This window comes from Caulobacter sp. BP25 (assembly GCF_002737755.1).
GTDB lineage: Bacteria > Pseudomonadota > Alphaproteobacteria > Caulobacterales > Caulobacteraceae > Caulobacter.
Genome location: NZ_PEGH01000018.1, coordinates 423,099 through 448,327, shown reverse-complemented (window position 1 = coordinate 448,327; position 25,229 = coordinate 423,099). Strand labels below are relative to the sequence as shown.

Below are 25,229 nucleotides of genomic sequence, written 5' to 3'. Positions count from 1 at the left end.
GTTGCGGTCCCGGCTCGGCGCGCTCCGCGCTTGGCCGGGATGACAGTTTCGACGGTCTAGTCTTCGTCTTCCTCGTCGACGTAAGCCGTCGACTGGCCGAACACGTCCTCGGCCTTGATCTCGCCGCGCTTGGCCCGGAAGTCTTCTTCCTCTTCCTCGACCTCGGGCTCGAACTGGCCGGCTTCCGAAGCGGGACGCAGGGTCGGGTCTTCCGGCAGGATGCCCTTCTTGAGGTCGTCCTTGGCCTTCTTCTCGGCGGCCTTCTTAACGAGGGCGTCCAGCTCCAGCTGACCGACCAGGCCCAGGGTCACCGGATCGACCGGCTTGATGTTGGCCGCGTTCCAGTGCGTGCGGGCGCGGACCTGCTCGATCGTGGCCTTGGTGGTGCCCAGGATCTTGGAGATCTGAGCGTCGGTCACTTCGGGGTGGTGGCGCAGGAACCAGGCGATGGCGTCCGGACGGTCCTGACGACGCGACACCGGGGTGTAGCGCGGGGCCTTCTTCTGCGGCTTCAAGAGTTCGGCGTGGCGGCTGACCTGGGCCTTCATCCTGTAGTCGGGATTGGCCTGGGCGCGGTCCAGCTCTTCGCGGGTCAGCTGGCCGTTGCCGATCGGGTCGGCGCCGCGGATGTCGCGCGCCACTTCACCGTCGGCGATGCCACGCACTTCCAGCGGGTGCAGGCCGCAGAAATCGGCGATCTGCTCGAAGCTGAGCGACGTGTTGTCCACCAACCAGACGGCGGTCGCCTTGGGCATCAGGATGTCGGACATGCGGTCCTCCAGAAATGACGGCGCCCGGCCTTTCGGCCGGGCGGGATGTTGTAAACGCTATAATGCGGTTCTGGGAAAAAGGGAACGGGGATCGAAAGCCACCAGCGCCCCAGAACCGGCGACCGCTAGTCGACCACCAGCACCACCTTCCCGACATGCTCCCCGACCTCGAGGTGCGCGTGGGCCTTGGCTGCCTCTTCAAGCGGGAACGTCGCGTCGACGATGGGCTTCAGCTTGCCCGCCGCCACCCAGGGCCAGGCCACGCGCTCGACCTCGGCGGCCAGGCGCGCCTTCTCGTCGGCTGAGCGGGGGCGCAAGGTCGAGCCCGTGATCACCGCCCGCTTCTGCATGATCTTCATCACCGGGACCTCCAGCGTCGAGCCGCCCAGGCTGGCGATGTAGACGATGCGGCCGCCGGTGTTCAGGGCGTCGAGATTCTTGTCGAAATAGCTGGCCCCGACCATGTCGAGGATCACGTCGGCGCCGCCAGCGGCCTTCACGACCTCGGCGAAATCCTCGGCCTTGGCGTCGATGGCGATGTCGACGCCCAGCGCCAGAGCCTTGGCCTTCTTGTCGGCGCCGCGCCCGGTGGCGATGACCTTGGCGCCGGCGGCCTTGGCCATGGCGATGGCGGTCGTCCCAATTCCGGACGTCCCACCATGAACCAACAGGGTCTCGCCGGCCTTGAGCGCCCCATGCTCGAACACATTGGCGAAGACCGTGAACACCGTCTCGGGCAGGGCCGCGGCGTGGACCAGGTCGAGATCGCCCGGGATCGGCAAGGCGTGGCGGGCGTCGACCACGGCGTATTCGGCGTACCCGCCGCCGCCCAGCAGGGCGCAGACCTTGTCGCCGGCCTTCCAGCGGCCCGCGCCGACCACGACCTCGCCCGCGACCTCCAGGCCCAGGGTCTCGGGCGCGCCGGGCGGCGGCGGATAGAAGCCCATGCGCTGCAGGAGGTCGGGACGGTTCACGCCGGCGGCGGCGACCTTGATCAGAATCTCTCCCGGTCCCGGTTCGGGACGGTTGGCGGTCACGGCCTTGAGGGCCTCGGCGGGGCCTTTGCCGCCTTCGATCGCGATCGCGGTCATCGTCTCGCCCATGGCGGCTCCCTCGTGTGACTTGCCTTGCGACCTAGGTAGGCGTCAGATATCGCCCGGAAAAGGGAGAATGCCGATGTTCGAGGATGCAGCGGAACCGCGCGCCTTCAGCGGACGCGCTCTGAACGAGGCCGCGCACGAGGATCTGGAAGTCTACGGCGTCTTGGAGCTGGAAGAGCGCATCGCCGCGCTCCAGGCCGAGATCGAGCGCACCAAGACCCAACTGGCCAAGAAGAAGGCCGGCCGCGACGCGGCAAATGCGCTGTTTGGTCGCCTCGACTAACGGTTCTTTTAAGGTTTCGGTGAGGTTACTGGCGTCTTAAAGCGTTCCAATCCGCTTTCGGACGGTCTTTATATCGGGTCGGTTCGACGGGGGCGGGTCGCGAAACGGGACATCGGCGTCTGGCATGAGGGTTGCAGTTCCCTCGGTCTGAGCGAGATATCCTCGCGGCCTTTCGAAGGGGCATTGAGTAGCTATGACCGAAGTCAACGCGTTGGCCGATACGCCTTGGCGCGCCGGAGTCATCCAGGACTTCGCCCGATCGGAACTGTTTGACCGCACGTTCGAGGAAGGCATGCAGCTGGTCGAGGAGACTGCCGCCTATCTCGACGGGGCTGGCCGGCATGACAGCAAGATCCTCTCGCGCAACGCGGCCTTGAGCTACGCCAGCGAAAGCATGCGCCTGACGACGCGCCTGATGCAGGTGGCCTCATGGCTGCTGGTCCAGCGCGCCGTCCGCGAAGGCGAGATGCCGCCGGAAGCCGCCTGCGCCGAGAACTACCGCATGGCCGAGGAGGCGATCGGCGATCCCGCGCCGATCGAGGAGCTGCCGTTCGGCCTGACGAACCTGCTGCACCGCTCGGAGCGCCTGTACGAACGCGTCCGGCACCTGGACCGCCGCATGTACGTGGAATCGCCCAGCGAAGAGGCTCCCCGCCCCGTGCAGGCCCACTTCGACCGCCTGACGGCGGCGTTTGGCGGGTGAAAGGCTCCGATCTTCCCGGCGAATGCCGGGACCCAGATCGAACCTACAAATCCGAGACGGCACAGCGCGGCGCACAGGCGCGAACACGCTAAACGCTCTGAATGAATCTGAACCCCGGCATTCGCCGGGGAGGTCGGAACGAGATAACTACCCCCCGTACCGCATCTTCGCCAACGCCCCGACCATCTCGCTGGCGAGATCCATGGGCTTGAGGCCCGCCTTCCACTTTTCGAAGGCCATGACGTTGTCGATCCGCGCGTCCAGGTGCGACAGCGCCGAGTCCCGACCCGAGGCCATGTCGACGGCCAGGGTCGAGACCAGAATCCCCGAGAGAATCGCCCGCTTCGAATAGTGGTTCTCGTCGGTCGCCGTATCGCCGGCCCAGCGCCAGATCGCGTCGGCCGATTCCCAGGTCAGACGGGCGGCAAGGGCTAGATTGGTCGGGAAGGCCAGAAACACCGCCAGCGGCCGCAGGACATCGGCGTTTTCCTGAGCGGCGTCCAGGCGCGCGATCACGCCCTCGCGAATCCGTTGGCGAATCTTCAGAGTCGCCAGATCGAAAGCCCCCAGGCGCTGCAGCGCCATCGCGTCATGGCGTCGCGACAGCAGGGCGGCCAAATCACGCGGCCCCTCGGGCAGCAAGAGCTGGCCCTCGGCCTCGGAAAGGCCCGCCGCGGCCAGGGCGCGACTGACGAGGCCCGCGTTCCAGCCGGCGGTCGACGCCAGGCGCAGGGCCTCGTCTAGAACCCGCTGCTCGGCGGAGTCGGCCCAGTTGGCGCCCGCCTGACCCGAAGCTTGACCCGATGTGTCGACATTTTCGCTCATGAATCCGAGTCTACACTGGTGTTTAAGCCGCGTCGCGCATGGACAGGACGCGCGCGCTCTGCTATCAGCCCCGCCTCATCGCCTGGGAGAACCCCTTCCAGGTTACCCGGTTTTGTTCGCCCGCCCGGCCCCTCAAGAGGGACTTGGGAATATTGGTCGGGCTGTCGAATGGAGAGATACCCCTGGTCCAGATTTTCGTCCGCGACAACAACGTCGATCAGGCCCTGAAGGCTCTGAAGAAGAAGATGCAACGCGAAGGCTCGTTCCGCGAAATGAAGCGGCACGTGCATTATGAAAAGCCGTCGGAAAAGCGCGCTCGCCAAAAGGCCGAAGCCGTCCGTCGCGCCCGCAAGCTGGCCCGCAAGCGCGCTCAGCGCGAAGGCCTGCTGCCGATGCCGAAGAAGGCTGGCGGTCGCTAAGACCCCTTCCCTCCGCCTCGCCGAAGATTTGAAAAAGCCGCGCGGTGATCCGCGCGGCTTTTTCTCGTTTCCAGTATCAGCCCTTCGCCCGCGCGTCCGCCACGAAGGTCACCGCGCGCACGATGTGGTCGGCGAAGCGGCGGCCGATCAGCAAGGTGTGGGTGGCGCCCTCGACGTGATCGACCAGGCCATGCTCGGAGCGTCGGGCGGGCGCCTCCTGCATCGCCTTGCGAAGCTCGCGGCCGGCGACCGGCCCGGCCGTGACGACGGCCACCGGCCATTTCGGGTCGAACGGCGGCTGCTGGGACGCCTGGGCCGAGGCCTCCGCCCACAAGCTGATTTCCTCGGCCGCGGTGCGGTTGTGCCGGCCGTTAGCGAAGGCCCACCCCTTCTCGGCCTTGGCGGCCGGCGGCAGGTCGATCTTGTCCCCCAGACGCGTGTGAACGAGCGGCTTGTAGAGGCCCAGCGAAGCCCCGCGCGCCGCCCATTTCGAGATGTTGGCGAAAGCCTTGATGAAGCCCTGCATCCGGGGGTCCTGAGCGGCCTCGGGCCCGGCGGCGTCGACCAGGACCAGGCCCGCCACCTTGTCAGGATTACGCCCGGCAAACTCGCGTAGGCGAAGGCCCGCCATCGAGTGGCCGACCAGGACGTAGGGCCCAGGCTCGCCCGAGGCGGCGACCAGCTTCTCGAAGTCCTCGACGATGGCCAGGCCATCTCGCGGCTTGGGGCCGGGCGGCGAATAGCCCATGCCGGCGCGGTCATAGGCGCACGAGCGCCAGCCGGCGGCGGTCAGGGCTTCCTGCACGGCGCCCCAGTCAGCGGCGAGCCCGAAGGCGCCCGATTCCAGCCAGACGATCGGCCGATCGCTCCTCTCGCCCTCGCAGACCAGACGCAGCGTCCGCCCCGGCTCGATCTCGACCATCTGACCCCGGGGCTTTGGCGCCCCGGCGGCGCTCACCACGCCGCCGACCGCGATATAGGAGACAAGCAGGAGCACGAAGCCCGCGACGCCACGGCCGAGAAACTGGATCATGGCGTTCAATGTAGTGGCGGTTTGCGACGCGTCGAGACGCGATGCGCCGGGCTCGGAGAATTATCCCTCCGAGACGGGCATGCGCGCGCGAACGCGACCGCTCTTGGTCCGGGCGGCGGGCGCGCCCTTCACCCCCTCGGGCCACTTCGACACCACCGCCAGCCGGACCTTCCTGGACACACGGCCCGCGGCGCGGATCGGCAGGTCCTCGGCCTCGGCGAAGCTGCGCCCCAGGAAGAAGGCTGGATTGAGGGGCTTGTCGCCCTTGCGAATCTCGAAATGCAGGTGCGAGCCAGTCGAGCGCCCCGAACTGCCGACATAGGCCACCGTCGCGCCGCGACGCACATAGGCGCCCGCCTTGACGCCCCGCGCCGGCGCCCTGAGGTGGGCGTAGAGCGTGGTCATGCCGCCCTTGTGCATCACCTCGACAAAGCGACCATAGGTCGGGCTGACGCCCGTCCGCTTGACCACCCCGTCGGCCGAGACCCTGACCGGCGCGCCAGCGGGCGCGGCGATATCGACGCCCTGATGCAGGCGTCCGTTCTCTTCCCAGGGCATCTGACGCAGGCCGAACGGCGAGTCGATCACCCGCCCCGGCAGCGGTGCGTCGAAAACGTAGGCGGGCGTCGGCGGCTCAAGCTCGGTCGCGGGCGGCGAGGCGTCCTCAGCGACCGTCGCGACGGCGGGCGGCTCGGCGATCCAGGCGCCAAGGGCAGAAACGCCGCTCAAGGCGCCGACCGTGGCCGCCACGCCCAGCACCGCGAAGAGGGCCGCACGCAGTTGTATCGACGGCGCGGCCAGGCTTCTTGAAATCAAACCACCAACTCTCGGTATTCCGGTCAATCGAGAGGACCGCGCCAAGACAGTCCTGATCTCATAGTCGACCTTTAAGGATCATGAATGGGGAGAGGTATGGCTTTTCGGTTGAGCGATAGAATAGAGAATCATAACGATTCATTTTCCATAAAATTGTATCCGAGCCCACGACCTCCGAAAATCCTCTCCACTTCACTTGGCGGCGCCCAACGAGACCTATAACCACACTCCGAGCGCTCAAAACACCCATGAAGCATCTAAGCCATCGAGCGCACATTACATTCAAGTCATGTATTAATTTTCATTCACTCGCTTAATTACACGTCATGAAACAGACGTAACGGGACTTCGCGATTTCGCGAACATAGAAAGTATTCATCGGCGCGACAAACAGCGCCATTCAGAGGGATACTTAAAATGCGCAAGTTCATCATGAGCCTGACCACCGTCGCCAGCCTGAGCCTGGCGGCCGTTCCGATCCTGGGCCTGACGCAGGCCGCCAACGCCGCCGAGCCGACCGCTCGCATCGCCTATGGCGACCTGAACCTGGCCAATCCGGCGCACGCCAAGATTTTCAAGGCTCGCGTCGAAACCGCCGGTCAGGACCTGTGCCGCTCGATGATGCGCCAGGGCCAATTGAGCCTGCCCGTCCGCGCCTGCGTCGCCAACGCGCACCGTGAAGCCCAAAGCCAGCTGCCCCAAGCCCAGCGCCAAGCCCTGGCCCGCGCCAGCCAAGCCAAGACCGTCGAGGTCGCCACGAAGTGATCGTAATCCAACCGCTCAAACGCGAGGGCAGGCCCTGAGGCCGCGCCCCTCGCGTGATCGGGATACGAAAAAGGCCCCGGCGGCGACGCCGGGGCCTTTCGCGTTTGATGGACAGACGAGACCCTTAGAGGCCCTTCACGATGCCTTCGACCATCTTCTTGGCGTCGGCAAACAGCATCATCGTGTTGTCCTTGAAGAACAGCTCGTTCTCCACGCCGGCATAGCCCGAGGACATGCCGCGCTTGACGAAGAGAACGGTGCGGGCCTTTTCGACGTCCAGGATTGGCATGCCGAAGATGGCGCTGGTCGGGTCGGTCTTGGCCGCCGGGTTGGTGACGTCGTTGGCGCCGATCACGAAGGCCACGTCGGCCGTCGAGAACTCGCTGTTGATGTCCTCCAACTCGAAAACCTCGTCATAGGGGACGTTGGCCTCGGCCAGCAGCACGTTCATGTGGCCCGGCATGCGGCCGGCGACGGGGTGGATGGCGTACTTCACCTCGACGCCTTCCTCCTTCAGCTTGTCGGCCATTTCACGCAGGGCGTGCTGGGCCTGGGACACGGCCATGCCGTAGCCCGGGACGATGATCACCTTGGAGGCGTTCTTCATGATGAAGGCCGCATCGTCGGCCGAGCCCTGCTTGACGGGACGGGTCTCGACCTTACCGCCCGGACCAGCCGCCGCCGCGTCGGCGCCGAAGCCGCCCAGGATCACCGAGACGAACGAGCGGTTCATGCCCTTGCACATGATGTAGGACAGGATCGCGCCCGACGAGCCGACCAGAGCGCCGGTGATGATCAGGGTGGTGTTTTCGAGCGTGAAGCCCAGCGCCGCAGCCGCCCAGCCGGAATAGCTGTTCAGCATCGACACCACGACGGGCATGTCCGCGCCGCCGATCGGGATGATCAGGGTGACGCCGATCAGAAGGCTGAGCGCGAAGATGCCCCAGAAGGCCCAGATGGCCGAACCGCCGCTAACCACCAGCACCACGATCAAACCGACGATGGCCGCAGCGATCACGATGTTCAGCAGATGGCGGGCCGGCAGCAGGATCGGCGCGCCGCCCATGTTGCCGTTCAGCTTGGCGAAAGCGATGACCGAACCGGTGAAGGTGATGGCGCCGATGGCCAGACCCAGCGACAGCTCGATCAGGCTGCCCCCGTGGATGGCGCCGTCCTCGCCCACGATGCCGTAGGCGGCGGGCGTGTAGATGGCGGCCACGGCCACCAGGCAGGCGGCCATGCCGACCAGGCTGTGGAAGGCGGCAACCAGCTGCGGCATCGAGGTCATGGCGACCTTACGGGCGATGATAGCCCCGACCGCGCCCCCGACGGCGACGCCGCCCAGGATCAGGCCCAGGGTCACGACGTCCAGCGCCCCTTGGCTCCACAGGGTGGCCAGGGTGGTGCCGACGGCGATGGCCATGCCGATCATACCATTACGGTTGCCCGTCTGGCTGGTCACAGGGCTGGAAAGGCCCCGCAGCGCGAGGATGAAAAGCACCCCCGAGACGATGTAGAGAATGGCGGCGAGATTGGCGTTCATTCGGAAGTCCCCCCGGACGGCGGCGCCTTATCGGCGCGCAGATTGGCGAGCAGCAAAGTCACGCCCATGCCAACGGCGAAGGGCGAGAGCCAGCGAAGGATATCGGCCGCGCCGCTGGTCCCGGCCTGAAGGCCCACGGCGTTGGCGCTGGACCCCAAGGCGATCAGGACGAAGGCTGGCGCGAGAGCCGCGCCGTTGCCGGCGGGCTTCTTCTTGGGCAGCACGATCGAGACGCCGACGGCCAGGATCAGAAGGATCAGGGCCGCCAGGGTCAGGATGGCAGGCCCGCTCACTTGGCCTTTTCCTTCTTCTTGTACATGGCGAGCATCCGGTTGGTGACCAGGAAGCCGCCGAAGATGTTGACCGCCGCGAAGGCCGCGGCGACGGCGCCGGCCCCCTTGGAGATCCAGACCGAGCCGGTGGCGGCCTCGCCCGCGCCGCCGTGGGCGGCGGCCGCGAGCAGCGCGCCGACGATGATCACCGACGAGATAGCGTTGGTCACGGCCATCAGCGGCGTGTGCAGCGCGGGCGTCACGCTCCAGACGACGTAGTAGCCAACGAAGATGGCGAGCACGAAGATCGCCAGACGGAACACGGTGGGGTCGACGGCTTCCATGGGAGCCTCCCTTTCGATTCTGAGGTTAGGCGGTCTTCAGGTTCGGATGGACGATGGCGCCGCCACGGGTGACGACGGCGGCCTGCAGGATTTCATCCTCGAAGTTGGGGGCGAAGGCGCCCTCCTTCGTCGTGAACAGGGTCGAGAGGGCCACCAGGTTGCGAGCGTAGAGCGCGCTGGCGTCGGTGGCGATGCGGCCCGGCAGGTTGGCATGGCCGAGGATCTTGGCGCCGTTGGCGGTGACGACGGTCTCGTTCAGCTTGGCGCCCTCGACATTGCCGCCCTGCTCGATAGCCAGGTCGACCAGGATCGAGCCGGCGCGCATCGAGGCGACCTGGGCGGCGCTGACCAGCTTGGGGGCCGGACGACCGGGGATCAGGGCCGTGGTGATGACGATGTCCTGCTTGGCGATGTGGCTGGAAACCAGCTCGGCCTGCTTGGCCTGGTATTCCTTGGACATCTCCTTGGCGTAGCCGCCGGCGGTCTGGGCGTTCTTGAACTCTTCATCCTCGACGGCCAGGAACTTGGCGCCCAGCGACTCGACCTGCTCCTTGGTGGCGGGACGCACGTCGGTGGCGGTCACGACCGCGCCCAGGCGACGAGCCGTGGCGATGGCCTGCAGGCCAGCGACGCCCACGCCCATGATGAACACCTTGGCCGCGGCGACGGTGCCGGCGGCGGTCATCATCATCGGCAGGGCCTTGCCATAGGCTTCCGCGCCCTCGATCACGGCGCGATAGCCGGCGAGGTTGGCCTGCGAAGAGAGCATGTCCATCACCTGGGCGCGGGTGATGCGCGGGATGAACTCCATGGCGATCGCGGTCGCGCCGGCCTTGGCCAGGGCGTCCAGCGTCTCCTTGTCCTGGTAGGGATTGAGCGCGGCGGCGACGATCGCGCCGCTCTTGAGGGCCGCGATCTCGGCGGCTTCCGGCGCGCGGACCTTGAACAGGACGTCGGCGTCCTTGATCGCGTCCTTGGCGGTCTTGGCGATCTTGGCGCCCGCCGCCTCGTAGTCGGCGTCCGGATAGGACGCGGCCGTCCCGGCGCCCGCCTGGACGACCACCGAGAAGCCGGCCGCGCCGAGCTTCTTGACGGTTTCAGGCGTGGCCGCGACCCGCGTCTCGTTCGCGCGGGTTTCTTTTGTGACGGCGATGACGGCCATCGGCATACCCCTCCCAGAGCGCTGTTTTCCCCATCAGGATGAGGCGCTCTGTAGGGGATAGTCTTGCCTCTTGTCGAGGCATGACGTGCGCGTCAGGGAAAAAATATGCCGATGTCTACCGGTGTCAGTGGGCCGGAGCGGGCTTTTCGCGAAGCAGAACAATACCCAGCGCCAGCAGCAGGACCGAGGCGATAGCGCTACCAACGAAACCCGCCGACGTACAGAACAGTAGGGTGATGAACAGCAGCAGGACCGCGACAGCCAGCGAGCCCCACTTCGTCATCTTACCGAAGGCGTCGTAGGTGGCTGCTTGCTCAGAGATGTCCATTTCACCACGGTGATAGTCGCCGGCCATGTGTCGTCCTCAGTGGAAGAAAGAAATTGCGCCTTCGCCCGATACAACGCGGGCGACCAGGGCTCAAGCGTTCGAATTGCCTCAGCCCTCAGCCCAGCCTTCGGCAAGGAAGCGCGCGCGAACGGCTTCGGCAGCCTGATCGACGGTGATGTCGCCGATTCGTCCTCCCCCGCCGTCGAGGCGCGAGAGCCAGCGCGAATAGGCCGGCACGGGCGCTGTGCCCATCAGGCCCACGCACGGCGTCCCAACGGCGGCCGCGACGTTCAGCGCCCCTGAATCGTTACCCAGGAACCCGGCCGAAAGCGCGATCAGGGCCGCCGACTGGTCGAGCGGCAGGTCGCAGGCGACGATGTTGTTCGGCAGGTCTCTAATCGCCGCCTTGGCGATCTCCGCCTCGTGCGGACCGCCGACCCAGAACACGGTTCCGAACAGGTCCGACAGGCGCGCTGCGGTCTGCGCGAAACGCTCGGCAGGCCAGGTGCGCGCCGGCTCGCTGGCGCCGATCCCCAAGCATAGCCACGGGCCGGGGCGATCAGCGTAGCGCGCCTTCACCGCCGCCACAGCCTCGGGATCAAGCCTCAGCGCGGGCTCGCGGCTTTCCACGACTAGGCCGTGGACCTTCTCGAAGGCCGCCAGCTTGTCAATCCGATGCGCGGGCCGCATGGCCTTGGGCAGGAAAGGCCCTCTGTTCAGGAACCGCTCCTGGCCGTGCCCCAGGCCAAAGCCGCGCCGCTCGGGCACGCCGGCCAGGAAGGCGGCGATGGCGGGGCGGTCGATCTTTTCCAGGACCCAGACCGCGCGCGGCGCCTCGGCCTTGCACAGACGGAAGAAGTCGAGCGTTTCGCGGACGCCCTTGAACTTGTCCTTGTAGTGCGGCGCGTACAGCACGCGCGCGACTGACGGCTCGACTTTCAGAACCTCGGCCGCGCGGCTGGAGGGCCGGGCGACCAACACCACCCGCCCCTCCGGCGTCGTCGCCGCGATCGCGCGGATGGTCGGCAGGTGCCACATCAGATCGCCGATCCCACGATCGGGCGCGTACACGAGAACAGGACCGGTCATGGCCGTCAGGCCCAGGCCGCCAGCAGTCCGCGAAGCCCGGCCACGAAGGCCAGGGGCTGGTCGATCATCACATGGTGGTCGGCGTCGGGAATGGGCAAGAGCAGCACGTCCTTGGGCATTTGCGCGAGCATATAGTCCAAGGTCTCGGCATGCATCAGGTTCGAGCGCTCGCCCCACATCAAGGCGGCCGGACAGGCGATCTGCGGCAACAGCGCCCCAAGATCGGGCATGCGGAAATTGTGCCAGAGGTCGGGATCGAACTTCCAGGTCCAGCCGTCCTCGACCTGTTTCAGCGAGCGGCGGGCGATGAAGTCGGCGATGTAGAGGGTCTCGCAGGGCTGAGGCGGCGCCAGGCGGAACCGCGTCAGCGCCTCCTCCAGGGTCGGATAGGCGCGCATGCCCTGCCCCGAGCGCGGCGGAGGCCCCTTCCAGCGCTTGTGCGGCGGCTGGATGCTGCTGTCGACCATGATCGCCCCGCGCAGGCGTTCCGGATGATGCGCGGCGCAGTAGAGGGTCGGGAAGCCGCCGAACGAGTGGCCGACCACGATCGGCTTGACCCCGCCCGCCTCCAGGCCGGCCGCTTCGATCGCCGCGAAGATCTCGGACGCGAACAGCTCGGCGCTGTAGGCCTCGCGCCAGCCGCTGCCGCCCATGCCCGACCAAGAGATCGCCGCCACCCGCCAGTCTTTCGCGAAAAACGGCGCGATGAAGCTCCACCAGTCGGCATGGGCGCCGTTGCCGTGCAGGAACAGCAAGCCCGGTTTGCCGACCTCGCCCCACGTCAGCAGCTCGATATCGGCGCCCTCGACCGAAATCGTCGATCGTTCCGGAGCCTGAGCGATGGCCGCGTCGAACCAGGCCGGCGCGGGCGGGGTCTTTCCATGGAACGGCGCGAGCAGCGAGGCGGGCGCGGCCTGATCGTCGGCCATCGCTTACGCCTCTTCCTTGTAGGCCAGCTCGCCCGGACGCGGCTTGCGCGGGCTCAGCGCCTTGAAGATCCCCGTGCCGGTGATCAAGGTCCGATCGCCGCACCAGATGCGGCCGCGTACGGTGAAGACCAGGTCCTCCTCGGCGATCAGCTCGCCCTCGCCCTCCACCCAGTCACCCAGCTTGGCGCCCGACAGGAAGTCGCACATGAGCCGCACCGTGACCCAGCTGTAGGACTTCTGCAGCGAGATGATCCGGCCCCAGGCCATGTCGGCGAAGCTCATCAGCATGCCGCCATGGCAGTTGCCCAAGCCGTTGGTGTGATGCTCCTCGACCCGGAAGGCCAACCGCGCCTCGCCTGGCCCTTCGCGTTGCTCGAACAACGGCCCGATCTGCCGGCCAAAACCGCGAGACCAGTTCAGCTGGGAAAAGCCCTCGGGGATCGCCGCAGTCTGGGCGTCTGTCAGATCATCGGACATAGGGGCAGGCTAACAAGCGTTTGAAAAAAGGGAAGCCTTCCGTAAGGACGAGCCTCCGGCCGGCATCTAACCTTCTCGAACACGGGGCGGACCATGGACGCGGGACAGGATCGAGACAGGGCGTTCGCGGACTGGCTGGCGCCGCACCTGGCGACGCTGCGCCGGATCGCCCGCGCGTTCGCGTCCCCGGAAGATCAGTACGACCTGATGCAGGAGCTGATGCTGGCCGTCTGGAGCGCCCGCCCACGCTTTCAGGCGCGGAGCGCGGAAACCACCTTCGTCTATCGCGTGGCCCACAATACCGCCCTCACCTGGAAGCGCGGCGAGACGCGCCGCCGCCACCGGCGAGAGGCCGTCGAGGCCGAGATGATGTGGCGCGCGGAGCGGGATCGGGCCGAACCCGAAGCCAGCCTTCTGGAGCGACTCTACACGGCGATCCGCCAACTGCCGCCCGTCGAGCGCTCGCTGATCCTGCTGTCCCTGGACGGCCTGAGCTACGCCCAGATCGCCCGGCTGCACGGCCTTTCCGAGACCAATGTCGGAGCCCGCCTGACACGCATCCGACAGCGCGTCTCCAGCCTCGTGGAGGAGGCCGATCATGGAGTTTGAACGCCTAGAAGCCGCTTGGCGCGCCCCGGTCAACACGCCGGAAGCCCATGCCCAGACCTATCTGATGGAGGAATTCATGAAGACGCTGAAGGCCCGCCGCCGGGGCGAGATCCTGATGTTCATCGTCCCCGCGACCGCGATGACGATCTTCTCTGGGATCGCCGCGCGAACCATCCTCGAGGGTCGCATGGACCCCGGTCGGGAATGGGCGGCGCTGGTGATGCTAGGCGTCTGCTGGCTGATGCTGGCGGCGGTTCTGATCAACGGAGTTGTCCGGCGCCATCGGCGCTCGCCCCAGGATTGGCCCCAGGACTCGCCGATGCGCGACACGCTCAAAGCCATGCTCGCGGCCAATGAACGGACGCGGAGCAACATGAGGTCCTTCCTGTTGTTGCTGCCGGTCTTCCTGGTTCCGATGCTGTTCAGCGTCGGCCAGCTGCACGAGGTCGGCAAGGTCTCCGATCGCGACGCCTGGCAGATGCTGATGGTTTTCGGGCTGGCCCTGACCTCCAGCGTGATCTGGAACCTGGGTCGCTATTTCTGGGTCACCAGGCCCGAACAGCGTCGGCTGGAAGGGCTGTTGCGGGAGTACGAAGCCTGAGTCAAAGCCCTGCCGACGCCAGCGCCGTGGCCTGCCGTTCGGCCACGGCCTCTTCGGAGAAGCCTTCCAGCGAGGCCTCGAACATCCGCCGCCAGTTGTGGCTGGCGCCCAGGTGCAGGAAGGCCGCGCCCAGGCCGATGGCGGCGCGGTCCATGAACACGAACTCGCGAGGGATAGTGATGCCGCCGACCGCCTTCAGGGCCTGACGCACCTTGAAGGCCTCGCGGCGGCCGTACTCGCCGGGCGGGACGTCGTCGGCGACGGTGCGGACGCGGTCGTCCAGCAGCGGGCCATAGATGAAGCGGGCCCAGACGTTCAGGGTGTCCACGAGCTCGTCGGTCAGCCCCGTAAAGCCCCAGGTGCGATAGGCCTCGACCTGCTCGGCGCGGTCGTCGTTGGACAGCGCCCGATAGAGCCGCACCACCCCGGCCACGAACTTCGGCGGGAAGATGCGGATGCAGCCGAAGTCCAGCAGGTTCAGGTGCGACGCCCCTTCGCCGGCGAAGGTGTAGTTCCCCAGGTGCGGATCGCCGTGGATGACGCCCAGTTGCGTCATCGGGCTCCACCAGGCCTCGAACAGCAGGGCCGCGATATGGTCGCGGACCTCTTGCGGCGCGGTCTTGAACGCCATGAGCCCCTGCCCGTCCAGCCAGGTCATCGACAGCAGGCGCCCTGTGGATAACTCCGGAACGGGCGTTGGCGTGCGGATCGCCTCGCGGCCGGCGAAGAAGTTCCCGTAGAGGGCCATCAGCTTGGCCTCGCGGCCGTAGTCGAGCTCCTCGCGCAGGCGGTCGCCGATCTCGACGATCATCTCGGACGGGTCGATCGAACCGTCCATGCGCTTGAAGAGGTTGATCAGGGCGCGCAGCTGGCCAAGGTCGCTTTCGACCGCGCTCTGCATGTCCGGATATTGCAGCTTCACGGCCAGGGACCGACCGTCGTGGTTCGTGGCGCGGTGCACCTGCCCCAGCGAGGCGGCCGCGGCGGCCTCGTGCTCGAAGCTGGCGAACTTCGTCTGCCAGTCGGCGCCAAGCTCGGCCGCCATCCGCCGGCGCACGAACGGCCAGCCCATGGCCGGCGCGTTGGTCTGCAGCTCGGCCAGCTCCTTGGCGAACTCGGGCGGCAAGAGGTCCGGCACGGTGGCGAACATCTGCGCCGCCTTCATCAGCGGGCCCTTCAGGCCGCCCAGCGCCGCCTTCAGCGCCTTGGCGTTGCGGGCGTCGGCCTCGTCGCCGCCGAACATCCGATTGGCGCCGTACGAGACGGCCGCGCCCGACAACCCCGCGCCCACCTTGGCGAAGCGCGAGAGACGGCCGGAGAGCCGATCGCGTTCGGGGTCGCGGATGTCATCGGCCATCAGGTCACCAAAGCCTCGAATTCATCGACCAGCCGTTCCAGCTGGGCGCAGCCAGCGGCCCAGAACGCCTTGTCGCGAGGGTTCAGGCCGAACGGCTTCAGGGCCTCTACATAGGTACGCGTGCCCCCCGCGGCGAGCAGCTCCTCATAGAGCGGCGCGAAGGCGGCCGGGTCCTCGCGGCGCTTCTCCATCAGGCCGCGCACCAGCAAATCCCCGAACGCGTAGGCGTAGACATAGAACGGCGCGTGGCAGAAGTGGCTGACATAGGCCCAGTAGTGCTCATAGCCCTCGTTCAGCGTCACAGCGGGTCCGAGGCTCTCGCCCATCACGTCCAGCCACAGGGCGCCGATCTGGTCGGGCGACAGCTCGCCGTCGGCCCGCGCCTCGTGGAAGCGGCGCTCGAAGCGGTGGAAGGCGATCTGGCGGACCACGGTGTTGAGGCCATCCTCGATCTTGCCGGCCAAGAGACCCTTGCGGTCTTCGGGCGAGGCCTCGGCCAGCAGGCGGTCAAAGACCAGGCCCTCGCCGAAGATCGAGGCCGTCTCGGCCAGGGTCAGTGGCGTGTCGGCCAGCAGGGTGCCCAGCGGCTGGCATAGGGTCTGGTGGACGGCGTGGCCCAGTTCGTGGGCCAGGGTCAGCACGTCCCGCCGCTCGCCCATATAGTTCATGAACACGAACGGATGGCGGTCGGCCGTCACCGGATGAGCATAGGCGCCCGACTGCTTGCCGGGACGCGGCAGGGCGTCGATCCACGGCTTGTCGAAGAACACCTGGGCGGCGTCGGCAAACTTGGGCGCCAGGTCCTGGAAGCTTTCCAGCACCATGCCCTTGGCCTCGTCCCAGGCGTAGGCGCGCGGGGCGGCGGCGGTGAGCGGCGCGTTGCGGTCCCAGTAGTCCAGCGTCTTGACGCCCATGACCTTGGCCTTCAGCGCGTAGTAGCGGTGCGACAGTCGCGGATAGGCCTCGACCACCGCCTGCTCCAGGGCGTCGACCGCGTCGCCATCGACCTCGTTGGCCAGGTGGCGCGACTGGGCGGGCGTCTCGTAGCGCCGCCAGCGGTCCTCGACCTGCTTTTCGAAGGCTAGGGTGTTCAGCGCCAGGGCCTGGGTCGAGGCGCGCTCTTCCAGGGCCTTGGCCAAACCGTCGGCGGCGGCCTTGCGGCGCGCGACGTCGGGGTCGGACAGGCGGTTCAGCGCCTCGGCCAAGGTCAGGCTTTCGTCGCCGACATTCGCCGTGAGTTTAGCCAGGGTCTCGTCCCACAGGCGGACCCAGTTGGCGACGGCCGGAGCCTTGTCGACGATGAAGCGCTCCAGCTCTGGCGACAGCTCGTGCGGCCGCGACAGGCGCACGCGGCGCAGCCACGGCGCCCAGCGGGCGGCCTCCGGATGCGCTTCGAGCGCCTTGGCGATCTCGCCGTCCTCCAGCTGGTTCAGCTCCAGCGTGAAGAACAGGCTCTCGGCGGCGATCTGAGAAGAGCGGGCCCGCAGATCCGCCTCGAACTTGGCCCAGGCCGGATCGTCCCGCGCGACGGACGCCGCGAGGGCGGCATAGGCGCCAACGCCCCACAGGCCGTTGGTCGCCTGCTCATAGAGCGTGATCCCGCGATCCAACAGCACGCCCAGGCGCTGGGGCTCCTTGCGGGCCTCCAGGAACATCCCCTCTAGCGAGGCCAGTTCGTCATTGGCGGCTTTGGCGGCGGCCAGGTCGGTCTCGATCCGGGGGTCGTCGCGACCGACATAGAGGTCGGCCAGGTTCCATTCGGGCGGGGCGGCGGGCTTGAAGGGGGCGTTCATGGCTCAGCAGATAGGCCTCCGCCCCCCGCTGACGCAATGCGTCACGTCGGACATGGCGCCGTCGGCCTCCACCCGCTCCCCGCGTAAGACCCTGTTAAGCCTAAACCTTAAGGTTCGCGACACCTCTGCGAAAGCCGGTGTTTACCCCGTGAGTGTATCACTCTGAACCAACAAGAGCCTCGCTCCATGTGGGCGTGGCCGGTTCTGGTGGATGTGCCCAATGACCAAGACGGTGCTGGTCGTCGATGACGACCCGACCCAACGTCGATTGATCCAGGCGGTGCTCGAGCGCGACGGCTTCGCGGTCTCGCACGCCGACAGCGGCGACGCGGCGATCGCGCACCTGACCTCGGGCGCGCCGGCCGACGTCGTGCTGCTGGATCTCGTCATGCCCGGCCTATCGGGCCAGGACGCCCTGGCCGAGATGCGCGCTCGCGGCTTTTCTCAACCCGTCATCGTCCTGACCGCCAGCGGCGGCGTCGACACCGTGGTCAAGGCCATGCAGGCCGGGGCCAGCGACTTCTTCATCAAGCCGGCCAGCCCGGAACGCATCACCGTCTCGATCCGCAACGTCCTGTCGATGGGCGACCTGAAGGGCGAGGTCGAGCGCCTGACCAAGCGCGCGGTCGGCAAGACCACCTTTTCGGACCTGATCGGCGCCTCGCCGGCCATGAGCCTGGTCAAGCGCATGGGCGAGCGCGCGGCCAAGAGCGCCATCCCCGTCCTGATCACCGGCGAAAGCGGCGTCGGCAAGGAGCTGATCGCCCGCGCGGTGCACGGCTCGTCCGATCGCGCCGGTAAGCCGTTCGTGGCCGTCAACTGCGGCGCCATCCCCGAAAACCTCGTCGAGTCGATCCTGTTCGGCCACGAAAAGGGCAGCTTCACCGGCGCCACCGACAAGCACCTGGGCAAGTTCAAGGAAGCCGACGGCGGCACGCTGTTCCTGGACGAGGTCGGCGAGCTGCCGCTGGACGTGCAGGTCAAGCTGCTGCGCGCTCTGCAGGAAGGCGAGATCGACCCGATCGGCTCCAAGCGCTCGCTCAAGGTCGACGTCCGCATCGTCTCGGCCACCAACCGTGACCTGGCACAGGCCGTCTCGGCCGGCCGCTTCCGCGAAGACCTCTACTACCGCCTGAACGTCTTCCCGATCGAGGCCCCGTCCCTGCGCGAACGCCGCGAGGACATCCCGGCCCTGGTCGAGGCCTTCATCCGCCGCTTCAACGTCGAGGAAGGCAAGCGCGTCATCGGCGCCGCGCCCGAGACGCTACAACTGCTGACCGCCTTCGATTGGCCCGGCAACGTTCGGCAGCTGGAGAACGCGGTCTATCGGGCCATCGTCCTGGCCGACGCGCCCTATCTGCAGCCCTATGATTTCCCGGCCATCTCGGGCCAGGCCGCGCCGCTCGAGGCCGCCGCCCCGACCCCGCCGCCGACCGCCGCCGCCATGCTGCAGGCCGCTCACGCCGCCATGGCCGCCCCGGCGGCCGAGGCGCCGGTGCGTATCCTCGATGATCGCGGCCACCTGCGGACCCTCGAAGAGATCGAGCGCGACCTGATCCAGCACGCCATCGACGTCTATGCCGGCCATATGAGCGAGGTGGCCCGCCGCCTGGGCATCGGCCGCTCGACCCTTTATCGCAAGGTCCGCGAGCAGGGCATCGACGTCGACCTGAAGGAAGCCGGCTGAGCCATGCGTCCCACCGACACCGAACACACGCCGCAAGGCCGCGCGCCCGCGCCGCTGATGATGTTCCGCCCCGTTTCGCGGGAACAGCGGCTGAAGAGCTTGCTGAAGCCGGCCCGTCCGGCGGGGAAACTGCCGCCGCGGTAGGGCTCTGGCGCTCACCCACCACCGTCATTCCCGGCCTTGTGGCGGGAACCCCTGGTTCAGCTGACAGTGAGACGCAAGCGGACTGCTCAGCAGTCCGCCCCTCCCGCCCCTGCGACGGACAGAGAGGTTCCCGCCACAAGGGCGGGAATGACGTGAGGTTTATTCAGGACGCAGAAAGGCCCTACAGCCCCGCCGCCACGCTGATGCGCTCTTCGTCGTCCGCCTCGGCGCGGGCGGTGTCAGCGTGGGTCAGGTCCAGGCGGATCCAGCCGGGGCCCGAGCGGCGCGTCAGACCTTCCGCCGCCATGGCTTCCAGTTCACGCCCGACGGCCGTCGGCGTGACCGGGCGGCTCCAGCGATGGTCCAGCTGGCGAGCGATCTCGGCCTCGTTGAGCCCCGGCGACTGGCCCAGGGCCATCAGGATCATGTCGCGCGTGGTGCGGCCGCGACGACCACGACGGCTGGGCGGGGGCGCGGCGAAGGCGGCCGGTTCCGCAGACGCAAGGCGCTCGGCCATGCCGGCCTGCTTTAGGGCGTCGAGGGCCAGCACGATGGCGCGCAGCTCGCTTTCGAACGGCGCCTGGGCGCGTCGCTGCGCCTCGACCATGCGGTTTTCGAGCTCCGACTTGCGGCGCATCAGCATCTGATAAGTGGTCGCCATCGTCCCTAATCCAGCGAATGGCAGGGTTCGCTCGGCGCCGAGCAGGGTCCATGGACCCGTGCGCATCGAGGGCAGGTCGTCGTGAGCACACGACCCGGAACCCTACGTCCATTAAGACTTTAAACCATTACAATCGTTTGTATTTTCGAGGCGTATGATTACCAAGGCCTTAACGCCACGGGGCGAACGGCGGTTTTTGGCAAGCCTTCCAGACATTATTCAAGGTGGAGACCGGAAACCCGACACTCGCCATCCGGGTCATGCTCAAGCTTGGCGAACGCGTCCTTCAATCGTCGTCGCGATGGGCGACCTGACGTTTCACGGCGCGCCCGAAGCCGCCGCCCCGGCGCATGGGCTTGCGAGGCCCCCTGGCGTCTTGGTCCTGATCGCCCTTGGCCTTGGCCGCGATTTCCTTGAGCTTGATGGCTTGATTGCCCGACAGGGCCTGGCCGCGCGCGCCCTTTTCGGGATCGGCGAAGGCGCGGCCGTAGGTCTCGACGCGCTGGGCGACACTGGTCAGGAACTCGCCCTCCCATTCGGAGAGCTCTACGCCCGACTTCTCGGCCGCTCGGCGGGCGCGCTTGAGCGCGTTCAACGCGGCCCGCTTGGCTTGTTCCTTGGGATTGGGCGGCTTGGCGCGCATTCGAACAGCCTAGCGCGCGCGTCGCGGAGCGCAAATCCTCCCCCTAGCGGGGGAGGTGGCCGAAGGCCGGTGGGGGAAGTCCTGCTGAACTCGCCACTTCCCCCTCCGTCGTCTCTTCGAGTCGACACCTCCCCCGCTAGGGGGAGGATGAAGTCGCTTTAGATCTCGCCGATGGCCGACAGATAGAGGTCGAGGATCGCGTCCTCTTCCTGGCGCTTGGCGCGGTCCTGCTTGCGGATGCGCACCACCTTCTTCAGCACCTTGACGTCGAAGCCGTTGCCCTTGGCCTCGTTATAGACCTCCTTGATCTGCTCCATGATCTCGGCCTTCTCGACCTCGAGGCGCTCGACGCGCTCGATGATCGACTTCAGCTGGTTCTGGGCGGTGGAGTTCAGGACGTCGGCGTGGGGAATGGCGTCGTCGGCCATGGGGCGTCTCGCGGAAAGGCTGGAAATCGGAGGCGCGGAACCTAGTTCGAAGCCGCGCCGCTGGGAAGCGCGATTCAGCGACCGTCCACTACCTTCCTTCCAACCTGGCCCGCGCGACCTCGGCCAGGGCCGCCAGGTCAAGCCCCTTGCCCTCGCCGTCCAGCAGCATCTCGAGGCTGGCCTCGGCGAGATCGGCCTGCGGCATCGACAGCCCCTTGGCCTCGGCGGCGTCCAGCACGAGGCGCACGTCCTTGAGGCCCAGCTCGGCGGCGAAACCGGGCGGGCTATAGCGGCGCTCGGCGATCATGCCGCCATAGATCTTGTAGATCGGCGCGGCGAACAGGGTGCTGCTCAGCATGTCCAGCAGCTCGGGCGCGGGAACGCCATAGGCCTCGCCCAGCGCCACGGCCTCGCCCATCGCCTCGATGGCCGAGACGATCATGAAGTTGCCGGCCAGCTTCAGGGCGTTGGCGCGGACCGGATCCTCGCCCAGGGGCCAGACCTTGGCGGCCAGTTGCTCCAGGACGGGCATGGCGGCCGCGACAGCGTCCGACGCCCCGGCGGCCAGAACGTTGAGCCCGCCAGCCTGGGCGACGGGCGGGCGGCCGAACACCGGCGCGGCCACATAGCCGATGCCCAGCTCAGCGTGCAGCGCGGCCAGCTCGCCAGCCAAGACGGTCGAGATCGTGGCGAGATTGACGTGGACCACGCCCTTGCCCGCGCGGGTCAGAACGCCGCTGTCCAGCAACACGTCCTTCATCGCCTGGTCGTGCGCCAGCATCGACAGCACGATGTCGGCCTTGAAGGCTTCGTCGAGGTCGGCGGCGGGGATCGCGCCCTCGGCGGCCAGCTCGTCGACAACCGCGCGCGAGCGGTTCCAGACCGTCACCGCCACGCCCTTGGCCAACAGGTTGCGGGCCATCGCCGCGCCCATGGCGCCAAGGCCGATCATCGAGACGTTCATGGATAGGGCTCCGCATCGGGACAACAGGCCCCGCAGATAGGCGCCCTGACGCCGTCACGCCACGCCTTCTTCAGATCAGGCCGTGCGCCTCGACCGCACCGCGCAGCCGCGAGGGGTCGGTGAAGTGGTGGGTGTGGAAGCCCAGGGCGTCCGCGGCGGCGATGTTGGCGGCGCTATCGTCGATGAACAGCAGGTCGCTGGCGGCAAGCCCCGTTCGCGCCAGCACGATCTCGTAGATTCGACGGTCGGGCTTGATAACGCCTTCGTCGCCCGAAACGATCGCGTCGCGGAACAGGCCAAAGTGGGCGGGCGAGATGGCCTGCACGCCTGGCCATTTGCTTTGGGGCATGTTGGTCAGGGCGAACTGCGGCACGTCGCGGACGGCCAAGGCCTCGATCACCGCGACGGTCTCAGAGATAGGCCCCGAGAGCATCTCGTCGAAGCGCGCGTCCCAGGCGCGGATCTCGGCTTCGTGCTCAGGGAAGCGCGCGATCAGCGGGGCGGCGTTCTCGGGGAAGCCGACACCCCGGTCATGGGCGACGTGCCAGTCAATAGTGCAGACATGCGAAAGGAACCGGTCGATATCGGCCGGTTCCTTGAAAATCTTCGCGTAGAGTGCGCGGGGATCCCAGCGCACGATGACATTGCCCACATCCCAGAGAACGGCTCTGGGAGACACGGCAGCCGTCATCAGCCCTGCTTGGCCTTGAAGCGCGGGTCGGTCTTGTTGATGATGTAGATGACGCCCTTGCGGCGGACCATCTTGCAGTCGCGGTGGCGACCCTTCAGCGACTTCAGCGAGCTGCGAACCTTCATGACCGTCTCTGTACTCAGCGGAGAGGTTCGGGCGCGCCAAGAGAGCGGCCGGAACATCCGGGTGTTTCGGAGGCGGTGCGTATAAGTGCGGCGGGCTCTTGAGTCAATGCGCTCCAAGGCTCTGACGCGCGTTTGAGGGAACTTACCCCGCCCCGCGCGCTTGTGATTGAACCCACCGTCCGAACGCCGGTAGCTTCCCCGCATGGCTCTTGATCGTCGCGTTCTTCTTGTTCTGCTCCTAGCCGGTTGCGCGGAGACCGCAAAGCACCCGCCCATGACGCCCGCGCCGGCGCCCAAGCCCGCGCCTCAATCCCAGACGCCGCAGACCCCGCCCGTCGTCGCTCAGCCGACGCCCGTTGACGCCGAGACCCTGGCCTTTGACGGTTGGCTGTCGGACTTCAGGCCCCGCGCCATCGCCGCCGGTGTCTCGCCGCAAGTGTTCGACCGCGAACTCTCTGGCGTTACCCCCAATCCCAGGGTCATCAGCCTGGACAGCCGGCAGCCGGAGTTCTCCAAGCCCGTGGGCGCCTATATCGCCGGGGTGATCAGCGACGACCGCATCGCCATAGGCCGCGCCAAGCGCGAGCAACTGGCGGTCCTGCCTCAGATCGAGGCGCGCTATGGCGTGCCGCGCGACATCTTGCTGGCCGTCTGGGCCATGGAATCGGCGTTCGGCAAACTGCAGGGCGATTTCGACGTCGTCCGCTCGATGGCCAGCCTGGCCTATGACGGTCGCCGCCGCGCCTGGGCCGAGGGCGAACTGATCGCCGCCCTGAAGATCATCGAGTCAGGCGAGGACACCCGCGAGCAGCTGAAGGGCTCTTGGGCCGGGGCCATGGGTCAGACCCAGTTCCTCCCGTCAAGCTACCGCGCCACCGCGGTCGACTTTGACGGTGACGGCCGGCGCGACATCTGGGGCTCGGACGCTGACGCGCTAGCCTCGGCCGCCAATCTCTTGGTGAAGGGCGGCTGGAAGCCTGGCGTGGGCTGGGCCAGAGAGGTGATCCTTCCGGCCAGCTTCGACTATTCGCTGACAGAGGGCCCTCGAGAGATTCCGGCATGGTGGGAGGCCAAGGGCGTACGCCGCGCCGACGGGCTGCCCTGGACGGCCGCCGATGCGGCCCAGCCGGCAGGGCTGATCCTGCCCGCGGGCGCCACAGGCCCCGCGTTCCTGGTCCTGCCGAACCACTTCGCCATCCGGACCTACAACAACTCGACCTCCTACGCCCTGGGCATCGGCCTTCTGGCCGACCGCTTCGCCGGAGGCGAGCCGCTGGTCACGCCTTGGCCGCAGGAGACGGCGCTGTCGCTGTCGGATCGCATGGCCGCCCAGATCGCTCTCGCCCGGGTCGGCTTCAATCCCGGCCCCGCCGATGGCGTGGTCGGCGCGGGCACCCGCAGAGCGCTGCGGGCCTGGCAACAGAGCCAGCAACTGCCCGCCGACGGCTACCTCTCCAGCGACATCGTCGCTCGCCTGAAAGCCCAGGCGGGCATCACGCCGTAGCGATCTCCATCCAGATCGAGCGGCGCTCGCCGGGCTGCAGAACGACCATGCCCGTGTCGCCATCGCCGAAGGGATTGGGTCGGCTGGCGCAGGGCTCGACGCAAAGGAAATCCGCGCCCGGTGGAACATAGACGTGAAGCCAGCGGCACTCGGGCGAAGCCGTGATCACCGTGTCTGGCTGGCCGGGCGCGCGGAGGACAGCCCGCTGGTCCCAACCCGTGTAGCAGTGGTCGATCAGCCCATGCCCCTCCACCAGCGCGCCGGCGGTCCAGTCGGCCTCCCAAGGCCCCGGATGATGGACCGTCGGCAGAACGTCGGTGTCGATCAGCCAGACCCCGTCGTTGGCGGCGGTCAGCGTCTCGCCCGGACGGCGAGGAAAATAGGGATGGAAGCCCAGCCCAGCCGGCATCGCGGCCTCACCGGTATTGATGACCGTCAGCTCCGCACGGAAGCCTCGTTCCTTCAGGACAAAGCGCTGTTCGGCGCGATAGGCCCAGGGCCACACGTCAGATGGGTGCTCGTAGGATAGCAGCGCCTCGCCGTCCTCGGCGCGTTCAACAGCCCAAGCCGCGCGCCAGCCTTGACCGTGCAGGGCGTGCGGGTGGCCCGGGAGGTTTGGCGGCAGCACGACTTCGCGCCCGTCGAAAACAAACCGGCCATGAGGAATGCGGTTGCAGAACGGAACCAGCGGGAAGCTGGCGGCAGCCAAGGCGTCGACGGTGTCGCTAGCCGCGGCGCGCAGCACATCGCGCCCCCCCACCGTGAAGCTCGCCACCGCGCCGCCCACCTGAGGAAGGAACGTCAGGCGGGCCTGGCCCAGTTCGATGGCGCTCATGCGGCGGCTCCCGGAAGACAACCCGGCATCGGTAGGATCATTCGGCGATCGGGCCAAGCCTGGCGGTCGCGGCGATGTTCACGCGAGAGACGCCCCCTCCTCCGAACACAGCTCAAGCTGCGCGACATTTCGCCACATGAGCGCACGCCGAAATTCGAATGACTCCAGCCGCTTCTGAGAACCATTCGCGCTAACATCCGGCAGCGGAAGACTTTTCGAGAGCCAGGGCGCGGACCCAGCCCCCGGCCAAGGGAACGTTTTCCGCCACCGGTGTCGGGACGCCGGAACAAATGATCGTCTTTCCGCCCAATTGATGGATATTGCTGCGC

The 25,229-nt window shown here is 67.4% G+C and carries 31 protein-coding genes; 9 read left to right on the top strand and 22 right to left on the bottom strand.

The features are described 5' to 3' along the window. Positions 1–56: 56 nt before the first annotated feature. Positions 57–770 (bottom strand): DUF1013 domain-containing protein, encoded by a 714-nt coding sequence (locus tag CSW59_RS15975; RefSeq protein ID WP_013077812.1) that lies wholly within the window; start codon positions 768–770, stop codon positions 57–59. Between the two features lie 125 nt (positions 771–895). After that, the gene (locus CSW59_RS15970; RefSeq protein WP_099444963.1) at positions 896–1,873 is read right to left on the bottom strand and encodes an NAD(P)H-quinone oxidoreductase; all 978 of its coding nucleotides are present in this window, start codon (positions 1,871–1,873) and stop codon (positions 896–898) included. A 73-nt stretch (positions 1,874–1,946) separates the two neighbouring features. On the opposite strand from CSW59_RS15970, the gene CSW59_RS15965 reads away from it, so the two are divergent. Further along, a complete protein-coding gene (locus CSW59_RS15965; RefSeq protein ID WP_099445275.1) occupies positions 1,947–2,153 on the top strand; it encodes a DUF1192 domain-containing protein in 207 nt (68 codons plus the stop codon). A 193-nt stretch (positions 2,154–2,346) separates the two neighbouring features. Next, entirely contained in the window at positions 2,347–2,856 is a 510-nt protein-coding gene (locus CSW59_RS15960; protein WP_099444962.1) for a DUF1465 family protein, read from the top strand. Positions 2,857–3,003: 147 nt separating this feature from the next. Here CSW59_RS15960 and CSW59_RS15950 read toward each other — a convergent pair whose 3' ends face one another. Further along, positions 3,004–3,681, bottom strand: coding sequence for a COQ9 family protein (locus CSW59_RS15950; RefSeq protein ID WP_099444961.1), 678 nt, complete (start codon positions 3,679–3,681; stop codon positions 3,004–3,006). Between the two features lie 182 nt (positions 3,682–3,863). Between CSW59_RS15950 and rpsU the strand changes: the two genes are divergently transcribed. Next, positions 3,864–4,100, top strand: a complete 237-nt coding sequence (gene rpsU / locus CSW59_RS15945) for a 30S ribosomal protein S21 (RefSeq protein WP_082769410.1) — start codon at positions 3,864–3,866, stop codon at positions 4,098–4,100. A 76-nt stretch (positions 4,101–4,176) separates the two neighbouring features. Here rpsU and CSW59_RS15940 read toward each other — a convergent pair whose 3' ends face one another. Both CSW59_RS15940 and CSW59_RS15935 read right to left on the bottom strand, forming a co-directional pair. Beyond that, positions 4,177–5,133 (bottom strand): alpha/beta fold hydrolase, encoded by a 957-nt coding sequence (locus CSW59_RS15940; RefSeq protein WP_099445274.1) that lies wholly within the window; start codon positions 5,131–5,133, stop codon positions 4,177–4,179. A 60-nt stretch (positions 5,134–5,193) separates the two neighbouring features. After that, positions 5,194–5,949 carry a M23 family metallopeptidase gene (locus CSW59_RS15935; protein WP_236632244.1) on the bottom strand — a complete coding sequence of 252 codons (756 nt, stop codon included), beginning with the start codon at positions 5,947–5,949 and terminating at the stop codon, positions 5,194–5,196. Between the two features lie 417 nt (positions 5,950–6,366). On the opposite strand from CSW59_RS15935, the gene CSW59_RS15930 reads away from it, so the two are divergent. Next, a complete protein-coding gene (locus tag CSW59_RS15930; protein ID WP_099444960.1) occupies positions 6,367–6,714 on the top strand; it encodes a UrcA family protein in 348 nt (115 codons plus the stop codon). A 124-nt stretch (positions 6,715–6,838) separates the two neighbouring features. Here CSW59_RS15930 and CSW59_RS15925 read toward each other — a convergent pair whose 3' ends face one another. The 8 genes from CSW59_RS15925 to CSW59_RS15890 all read right to left on the bottom strand — a co-directional run bounded on the left by CSW59_RS15925 (position 6,839) and on the right by CSW59_RS15890 (position 12,858). Next, positions 6,839–8,257 (bottom strand): NAD(P)(+) transhydrogenase (Re/Si-specific) subunit beta, encoded by a 1,419-nt coding sequence (locus tag CSW59_RS15925; RefSeq protein ID WP_099444959.1) that lies wholly within the window; start codon positions 8,255–8,257, stop codon positions 6,839–6,841. After that, the gene (locus CSW59_RS15920; protein ID WP_099444958.1) at positions 8,254–8,550 is read right to left on the bottom strand and encodes a hypothetical protein; all 297 of its coding nucleotides are present in this window, start codon (positions 8,548–8,550) and stop codon (positions 8,254–8,256) included. Before CSW59_RS15920 ends, CSW59_RS15925 begins: the two co-directional genes overlap by 4 nt. Beyond that, positions 8,547–8,873, bottom strand: coding sequence for a proton-translocating transhydrogenase family protein (locus CSW59_RS15915; RefSeq protein WP_099444957.1), 327 nt, complete (start codon positions 8,871–8,873; stop codon positions 8,547–8,549). Before CSW59_RS15915 ends, CSW59_RS15920 begins: the two co-directional genes overlap by 4 nt. A 25-nt stretch (positions 8,874–8,898) precedes the next feature. Beyond that, positions 8,899–10,041, bottom strand: a complete 1,143-nt coding sequence (locus CSW59_RS15910; RefSeq protein ID WP_201722821.1) for a Re/Si-specific NAD(P)(+) transhydrogenase subunit alpha — start codon at positions 10,039–10,041, stop codon at positions 8,899–8,901. 118 nt (positions 10,042–10,159) lie between these two features. Further along, on the bottom strand, positions 10,160–10,390 hold the full coding sequence (locus tag CSW59_RS15905; protein WP_099444956.1) for an aa3-type cytochrome c oxidase subunit IV: 231 nt from the start codon (positions 10,388–10,390) through the stop codon (positions 10,160–10,162). An 81-nt stretch (positions 10,391–10,471) separates the two neighbouring features. After that, positions 10,472–11,452 carry a glycosyltransferase family 9 protein gene (locus CSW59_RS15900; protein WP_099444955.1) on the bottom strand — a complete coding sequence of 327 codons (981 nt, stop codon included), beginning with the start codon at positions 11,450–11,452 and terminating at the stop codon, positions 10,472–10,474. A 5-nt stretch (positions 11,453–11,457) separates the two neighbouring features. Beyond that, on the bottom strand, positions 11,458–12,381 hold the full coding sequence (locus CSW59_RS15895) for an alpha/beta fold hydrolase (RefSeq protein WP_099444954.1): 924 nt from the start codon (positions 12,379–12,381) through the stop codon (positions 11,458–11,460). Between the two features lie 3 nt (positions 12,382–12,384). Further along, positions 12,385–12,858, bottom strand: coding sequence for a PaaI family thioesterase (locus CSW59_RS15890; protein WP_099444953.1), 474 nt, complete (start codon positions 12,856–12,858; stop codon positions 12,385–12,387). A 93-nt stretch (positions 12,859–12,951) separates the two neighbouring features. On the opposite strand from CSW59_RS15890, the gene CSW59_RS15885 reads away from it, so the two are divergent. Both CSW59_RS15885 and CSW59_RS15880 read left to right on the top strand, forming a co-directional pair. Next, positions 12,952–13,467: an RNA polymerase sigma factor gene (locus tag CSW59_RS15885; protein ID WP_099444952.1), complete on the top strand. Its 516-nt coding sequence runs from the start codon at positions 12,952–12,954 to the stop codon at positions 13,465–13,467. Beyond that, positions 13,457–14,068, top strand: a complete 612-nt coding sequence (locus CSW59_RS15880) for a hypothetical protein (RefSeq protein ID WP_099444951.1) — start codon at positions 13,457–13,459, stop codon at positions 14,066–14,068. Before CSW59_RS15885 ends, CSW59_RS15880 begins: the two co-directional genes overlap by 11 nt. Before the next feature lies 1 nt (position 14,069). On the opposite strand, the gene CSW59_RS15875 is transcribed toward CSW59_RS15880, so the two are convergent. After that, entirely contained in the window at positions 14,070–15,425 is a 1,356-nt protein-coding gene (locus CSW59_RS15875) for an AarF/ABC1/UbiB kinase family protein (protein ID WP_099444950.1), read from the bottom strand. Then, on the bottom strand, positions 15,425–17,218 hold the full coding sequence (locus tag CSW59_RS15870; RefSeq protein WP_099444949.1) for a M3 family oligoendopeptidase: 1,794 nt from the start codon (positions 17,216–17,218) through the stop codon (positions 15,425–15,427). Before CSW59_RS15870 ends, CSW59_RS15875 begins: the two co-directional genes overlap by 1 nt. Before the next feature lie 220 nt (positions 17,219–17,438). On the opposite strand from CSW59_RS15870, the gene CSW59_RS15865 reads away from it, so the two are divergent. Beyond that, complete coding sequence (locus CSW59_RS15865) at positions 17,439–18,905, top strand: sigma-54 dependent transcriptional regulator (protein WP_099444948.1); 1,467 nt, start codon at positions 17,439–17,441, stop codon at positions 18,903–18,905. Positions 18,906–18,962: 57 nt separating this feature from the next. Continuing rightward, a complete protein-coding gene (locus CSW59_RS21920) occupies positions 18,963–19,049 on the top strand; it encodes a hypothetical protein (RefSeq protein ID WP_369825789.1) in 87 nt (28 codons plus the stop codon). A 181-nt stretch (positions 19,050–19,230) separates the two neighbouring features. Here CSW59_RS21920 and CSW59_RS15860 read toward each other — a convergent pair whose 3' ends face one another. From CSW59_RS15860 to ykgO, 6 genes are all read right to left on the bottom strand, one after another. Further along, complete coding sequence (locus CSW59_RS15860; protein ID WP_099444947.1) at positions 19,231–19,710, bottom strand: hypothetical protein; 480 nt, start codon at positions 19,708–19,710, stop codon at positions 19,231–19,233. A 286-nt stretch (positions 19,711–19,996) separates the two neighbouring features. Further along, positions 19,997–20,353: a hypothetical protein gene (locus CSW59_RS15855; protein WP_099444946.1), complete on the bottom strand. Its 357-nt coding sequence runs from the start codon at positions 20,351–20,353 to the stop codon at positions 19,997–19,999. Between the two features lie 158 nt (positions 20,354–20,511). Continuing rightward, the gene (locus tag CSW59_RS15845; protein ID WP_099444945.1) at positions 20,512–20,781 is read right to left on the bottom strand and encodes a DUF2312 domain-containing protein; all 270 of its coding nucleotides are present in this window, start codon (positions 20,779–20,781) and stop codon (positions 20,512–20,514) included. Positions 20,782–20,869: 88 nt separating this feature from the next. Beyond that, positions 20,870–21,745, bottom strand: coding sequence for an NAD(P)-dependent oxidoreductase (locus CSW59_RS15840; RefSeq protein ID WP_099444944.1), 876 nt, complete (start codon positions 21,743–21,745; stop codon positions 20,870–20,872). Positions 21,746–21,815: 70 nt separating this feature from the next. Continuing rightward, complete coding sequence (locus CSW59_RS15835) at positions 21,816–22,436, bottom strand: HAD family phosphatase (protein ID WP_099444943.1); 621 nt, start codon at positions 22,434–22,436, stop codon at positions 21,816–21,818. Beyond that, entirely contained in the window at positions 22,436–22,561 is a 126-nt protein-coding gene (gene ykgO, locus CSW59_RS15830) for a type B 50S ribosomal protein L36 (protein WP_004616427.1), read from the bottom strand. Before ykgO ends, CSW59_RS15835 begins: the two co-directional genes overlap by 1 nt. Positions 22,562–22,763: 202 nt before the next feature. Here ykgO and CSW59_RS15825 point away from each other — a divergent pair, with 202 nt between their 5' ends. Next, positions 22,764–24,065, top strand: coding sequence for a lytic murein transglycosylase (locus tag CSW59_RS15825; RefSeq protein WP_099444942.1), 1,302 nt, complete (start codon positions 22,764–22,766; stop codon positions 24,063–24,065). Here CSW59_RS15825 and CSW59_RS15820 read toward each other — a convergent pair. Further along, the gene (locus CSW59_RS15820) at positions 24,055–24,900 is read right to left on the bottom strand and encodes an aldose 1-epimerase (RefSeq protein ID WP_099444941.1); all 846 of its coding nucleotides are present in this window, start codon (positions 24,898–24,900) and stop codon (positions 24,055–24,057) included. The genes CSW59_RS15825 and CSW59_RS15820 overlap by 11 nt on opposite strands. Positions 24,901–25,229 lie beyond the last annotated feature (329 nt).

Excerpts from the sequence above, each read along its gene's own strand:
- CSW59_RS15975 (WP_013077812.1), bottom strand. The coding sequence starts at position 770 with ATGTCCGACATCCTGATGCCCAAGGCGACCGCCGTCTGGTTGGTGGAC.
- CSW59_RS15970 (WP_099444963.1), bottom strand. The coding sequence starts at position 1,873 with ATGGGCGAGACGATGACCGCGATCGCGATCGAAGGCGGCAAAGGCCCC.
- CSW59_RS15965 (WP_099445275.1), top strand. The coding sequence starts at position 1,947 with ATGTTCGAGGATGCAGCGGAACCGCGCGCCTTCAGCGGACGCGCTCTG.
- CSW59_RS15960 (WP_099444962.1), top strand. The coding sequence starts at position 2,347 with ATGACCGAAGTCAACGCGTTGGCCGATACGCCTTGGCGCGCCGGAGTC.
- CSW59_RS15950 (WP_099444961.1), bottom strand. The coding sequence starts at position 3,681 with ATGAGCGAAAATGTCGACACATCGGGTCAAGCTTCGGGTCAGGCGGGC.
- CSW59_RS15940 (WP_099445274.1), bottom strand. The coding sequence starts at position 5,133 with ATGATCCAGTTTCTCGGCCGTGGCGTCGCGGGCTTCGTGCTCCTGCTT.
- CSW59_RS15930 (WP_099444960.1), top strand. The coding sequence starts at position 6,367 with ATGCGCAAGTTCATCATGAGCCTGACCACCGTCGCCAGCCTGAGCCTG.
- CSW59_RS15925 (WP_099444959.1), bottom strand. The coding sequence starts at position 8,257 with ATGAACGCCAATCTCGCCGCCATTCTCTACATCGTCTCGGGGGTGCTT.
- CSW59_RS15915 (WP_099444957.1), bottom strand. The coding sequence starts at position 8,873 with ATGGAAGCCGTCGACCCCACCGTGTTCCGTCTGGCGATCTTCGTGCTC.
- CSW59_RS15910 (WP_201722821.1), bottom strand. The coding sequence starts at position 10,041 with ATGCCGATGGCCGTCATCGCCGTCACAAAAGAAACCCGCGCGAACGAG.
- CSW59_RS15905 (WP_099444956.1), bottom strand. The coding sequence starts at position 10,390 with ATGGCCGGCGACTATCACCGTGGTGAAATGGACATCTCTGAGCAAGCA.
- CSW59_RS15900 (WP_099444955.1), bottom strand. The coding sequence starts at position 11,452 with ATGACCGGTCCTGTTCTCGTGTACGCGCCCGATCGTGGGATCGGCGAT.
- CSW59_RS15895 (WP_099444954.1), bottom strand. The coding sequence starts at position 12,381 with ATGGCCGACGATCAGGCCGCGCCCGCCTCGCTGCTCGCGCCGTTCCAT.
- CSW59_RS15890 (WP_099444953.1), bottom strand. The coding sequence starts at position 12,858 with ATGTCCGATGATCTGACAGACGCCCAGACTGCGGCGATCCCCGAGGGC.
- CSW59_RS15885 (WP_099444952.1), top strand. The coding sequence starts at position 12,952 with ATGGACGCGGGACAGGATCGAGACAGGGCGTTCGCGGACTGGCTGGCG.
- CSW59_RS15880 (WP_099444951.1), top strand. The coding sequence starts at position 13,457 with ATGGAGTTTGAACGCCTAGAAGCCGCTTGGCGCGCCCCGGTCAACACG.
- CSW59_RS15875 (WP_099444950.1), bottom strand. The coding sequence starts at position 15,425 with ATGGCCGATGACATCCGCGACCCCGAACGCGATCGGCTCTCCGGCCGT.
- CSW59_RS15870 (WP_099444949.1), bottom strand. The coding sequence starts at position 17,218 with ATGAACGCCCCCTTCAAGCCCGCCGCCCCGCCCGAATGGAACCTGGCC.
- CSW59_RS15865 (WP_099444948.1), top strand. The coding sequence starts at position 17,439 with ATGACCAAGACGGTGCTGGTCGTCGATGACGACCCGACCCAACGTCGA.
- CSW59_RS21920 (WP_369825789.1), top strand. The coding sequence starts at position 18,963 with ATGATGTTCCGCCCCGTTTCGCGGGAACAGCGGCTGAAGAGCTTGCTG.
- CSW59_RS15860 (WP_099444947.1), bottom strand. The coding sequence starts at position 19,710 with ATGGCGACCACTTATCAGATGCTGATGCGCCGCAAGTCGGAGCTCGAA.
- CSW59_RS15855 (WP_099444946.1), bottom strand. The coding sequence starts at position 20,353 with ATGCGCGCCAAGCCGCCCAATCCCAAGGAACAAGCCAAGCGGGCCGCG.
- CSW59_RS15845 (WP_099444945.1), bottom strand. The coding sequence starts at position 20,781 with ATGGCCGACGACGCCATTCCCCACGCCGACGTCCTGAACTCCACCGCC.
- CSW59_RS15840 (WP_099444944.1), bottom strand. The coding sequence starts at position 21,745 with ATGAACGTCTCGATGATCGGCCTTGGCGCCATGGGCGCGGCGATGGCC.
- CSW59_RS15835 (WP_099444943.1), bottom strand. The coding sequence starts at position 22,436 with ATGACGGCTGCCGTGTCTCCCAGAGCCGTTCTCTGGGATGTGGGCAAT.
- ykgO (WP_004616427.1), bottom strand. The coding sequence starts at position 22,561 with ATGAAGGTTCGCAGCTCGCTGAAGTCGCTGAAGGGTCGCCACCGCGAC.
- CSW59_RS15825 (WP_099444942.1), top strand. The coding sequence starts at position 22,764 with ATGGCTCTTGATCGTCGCGTTCTTCTTGTTCTGCTCCTAGCCGGTTGC.
- CSW59_RS15820 (WP_099444941.1), bottom strand. The coding sequence starts at position 24,900 with ATGAGCGCCATCGAACTGGGCCAGGCCCGCCTGACGTTCCTTCCTCAG.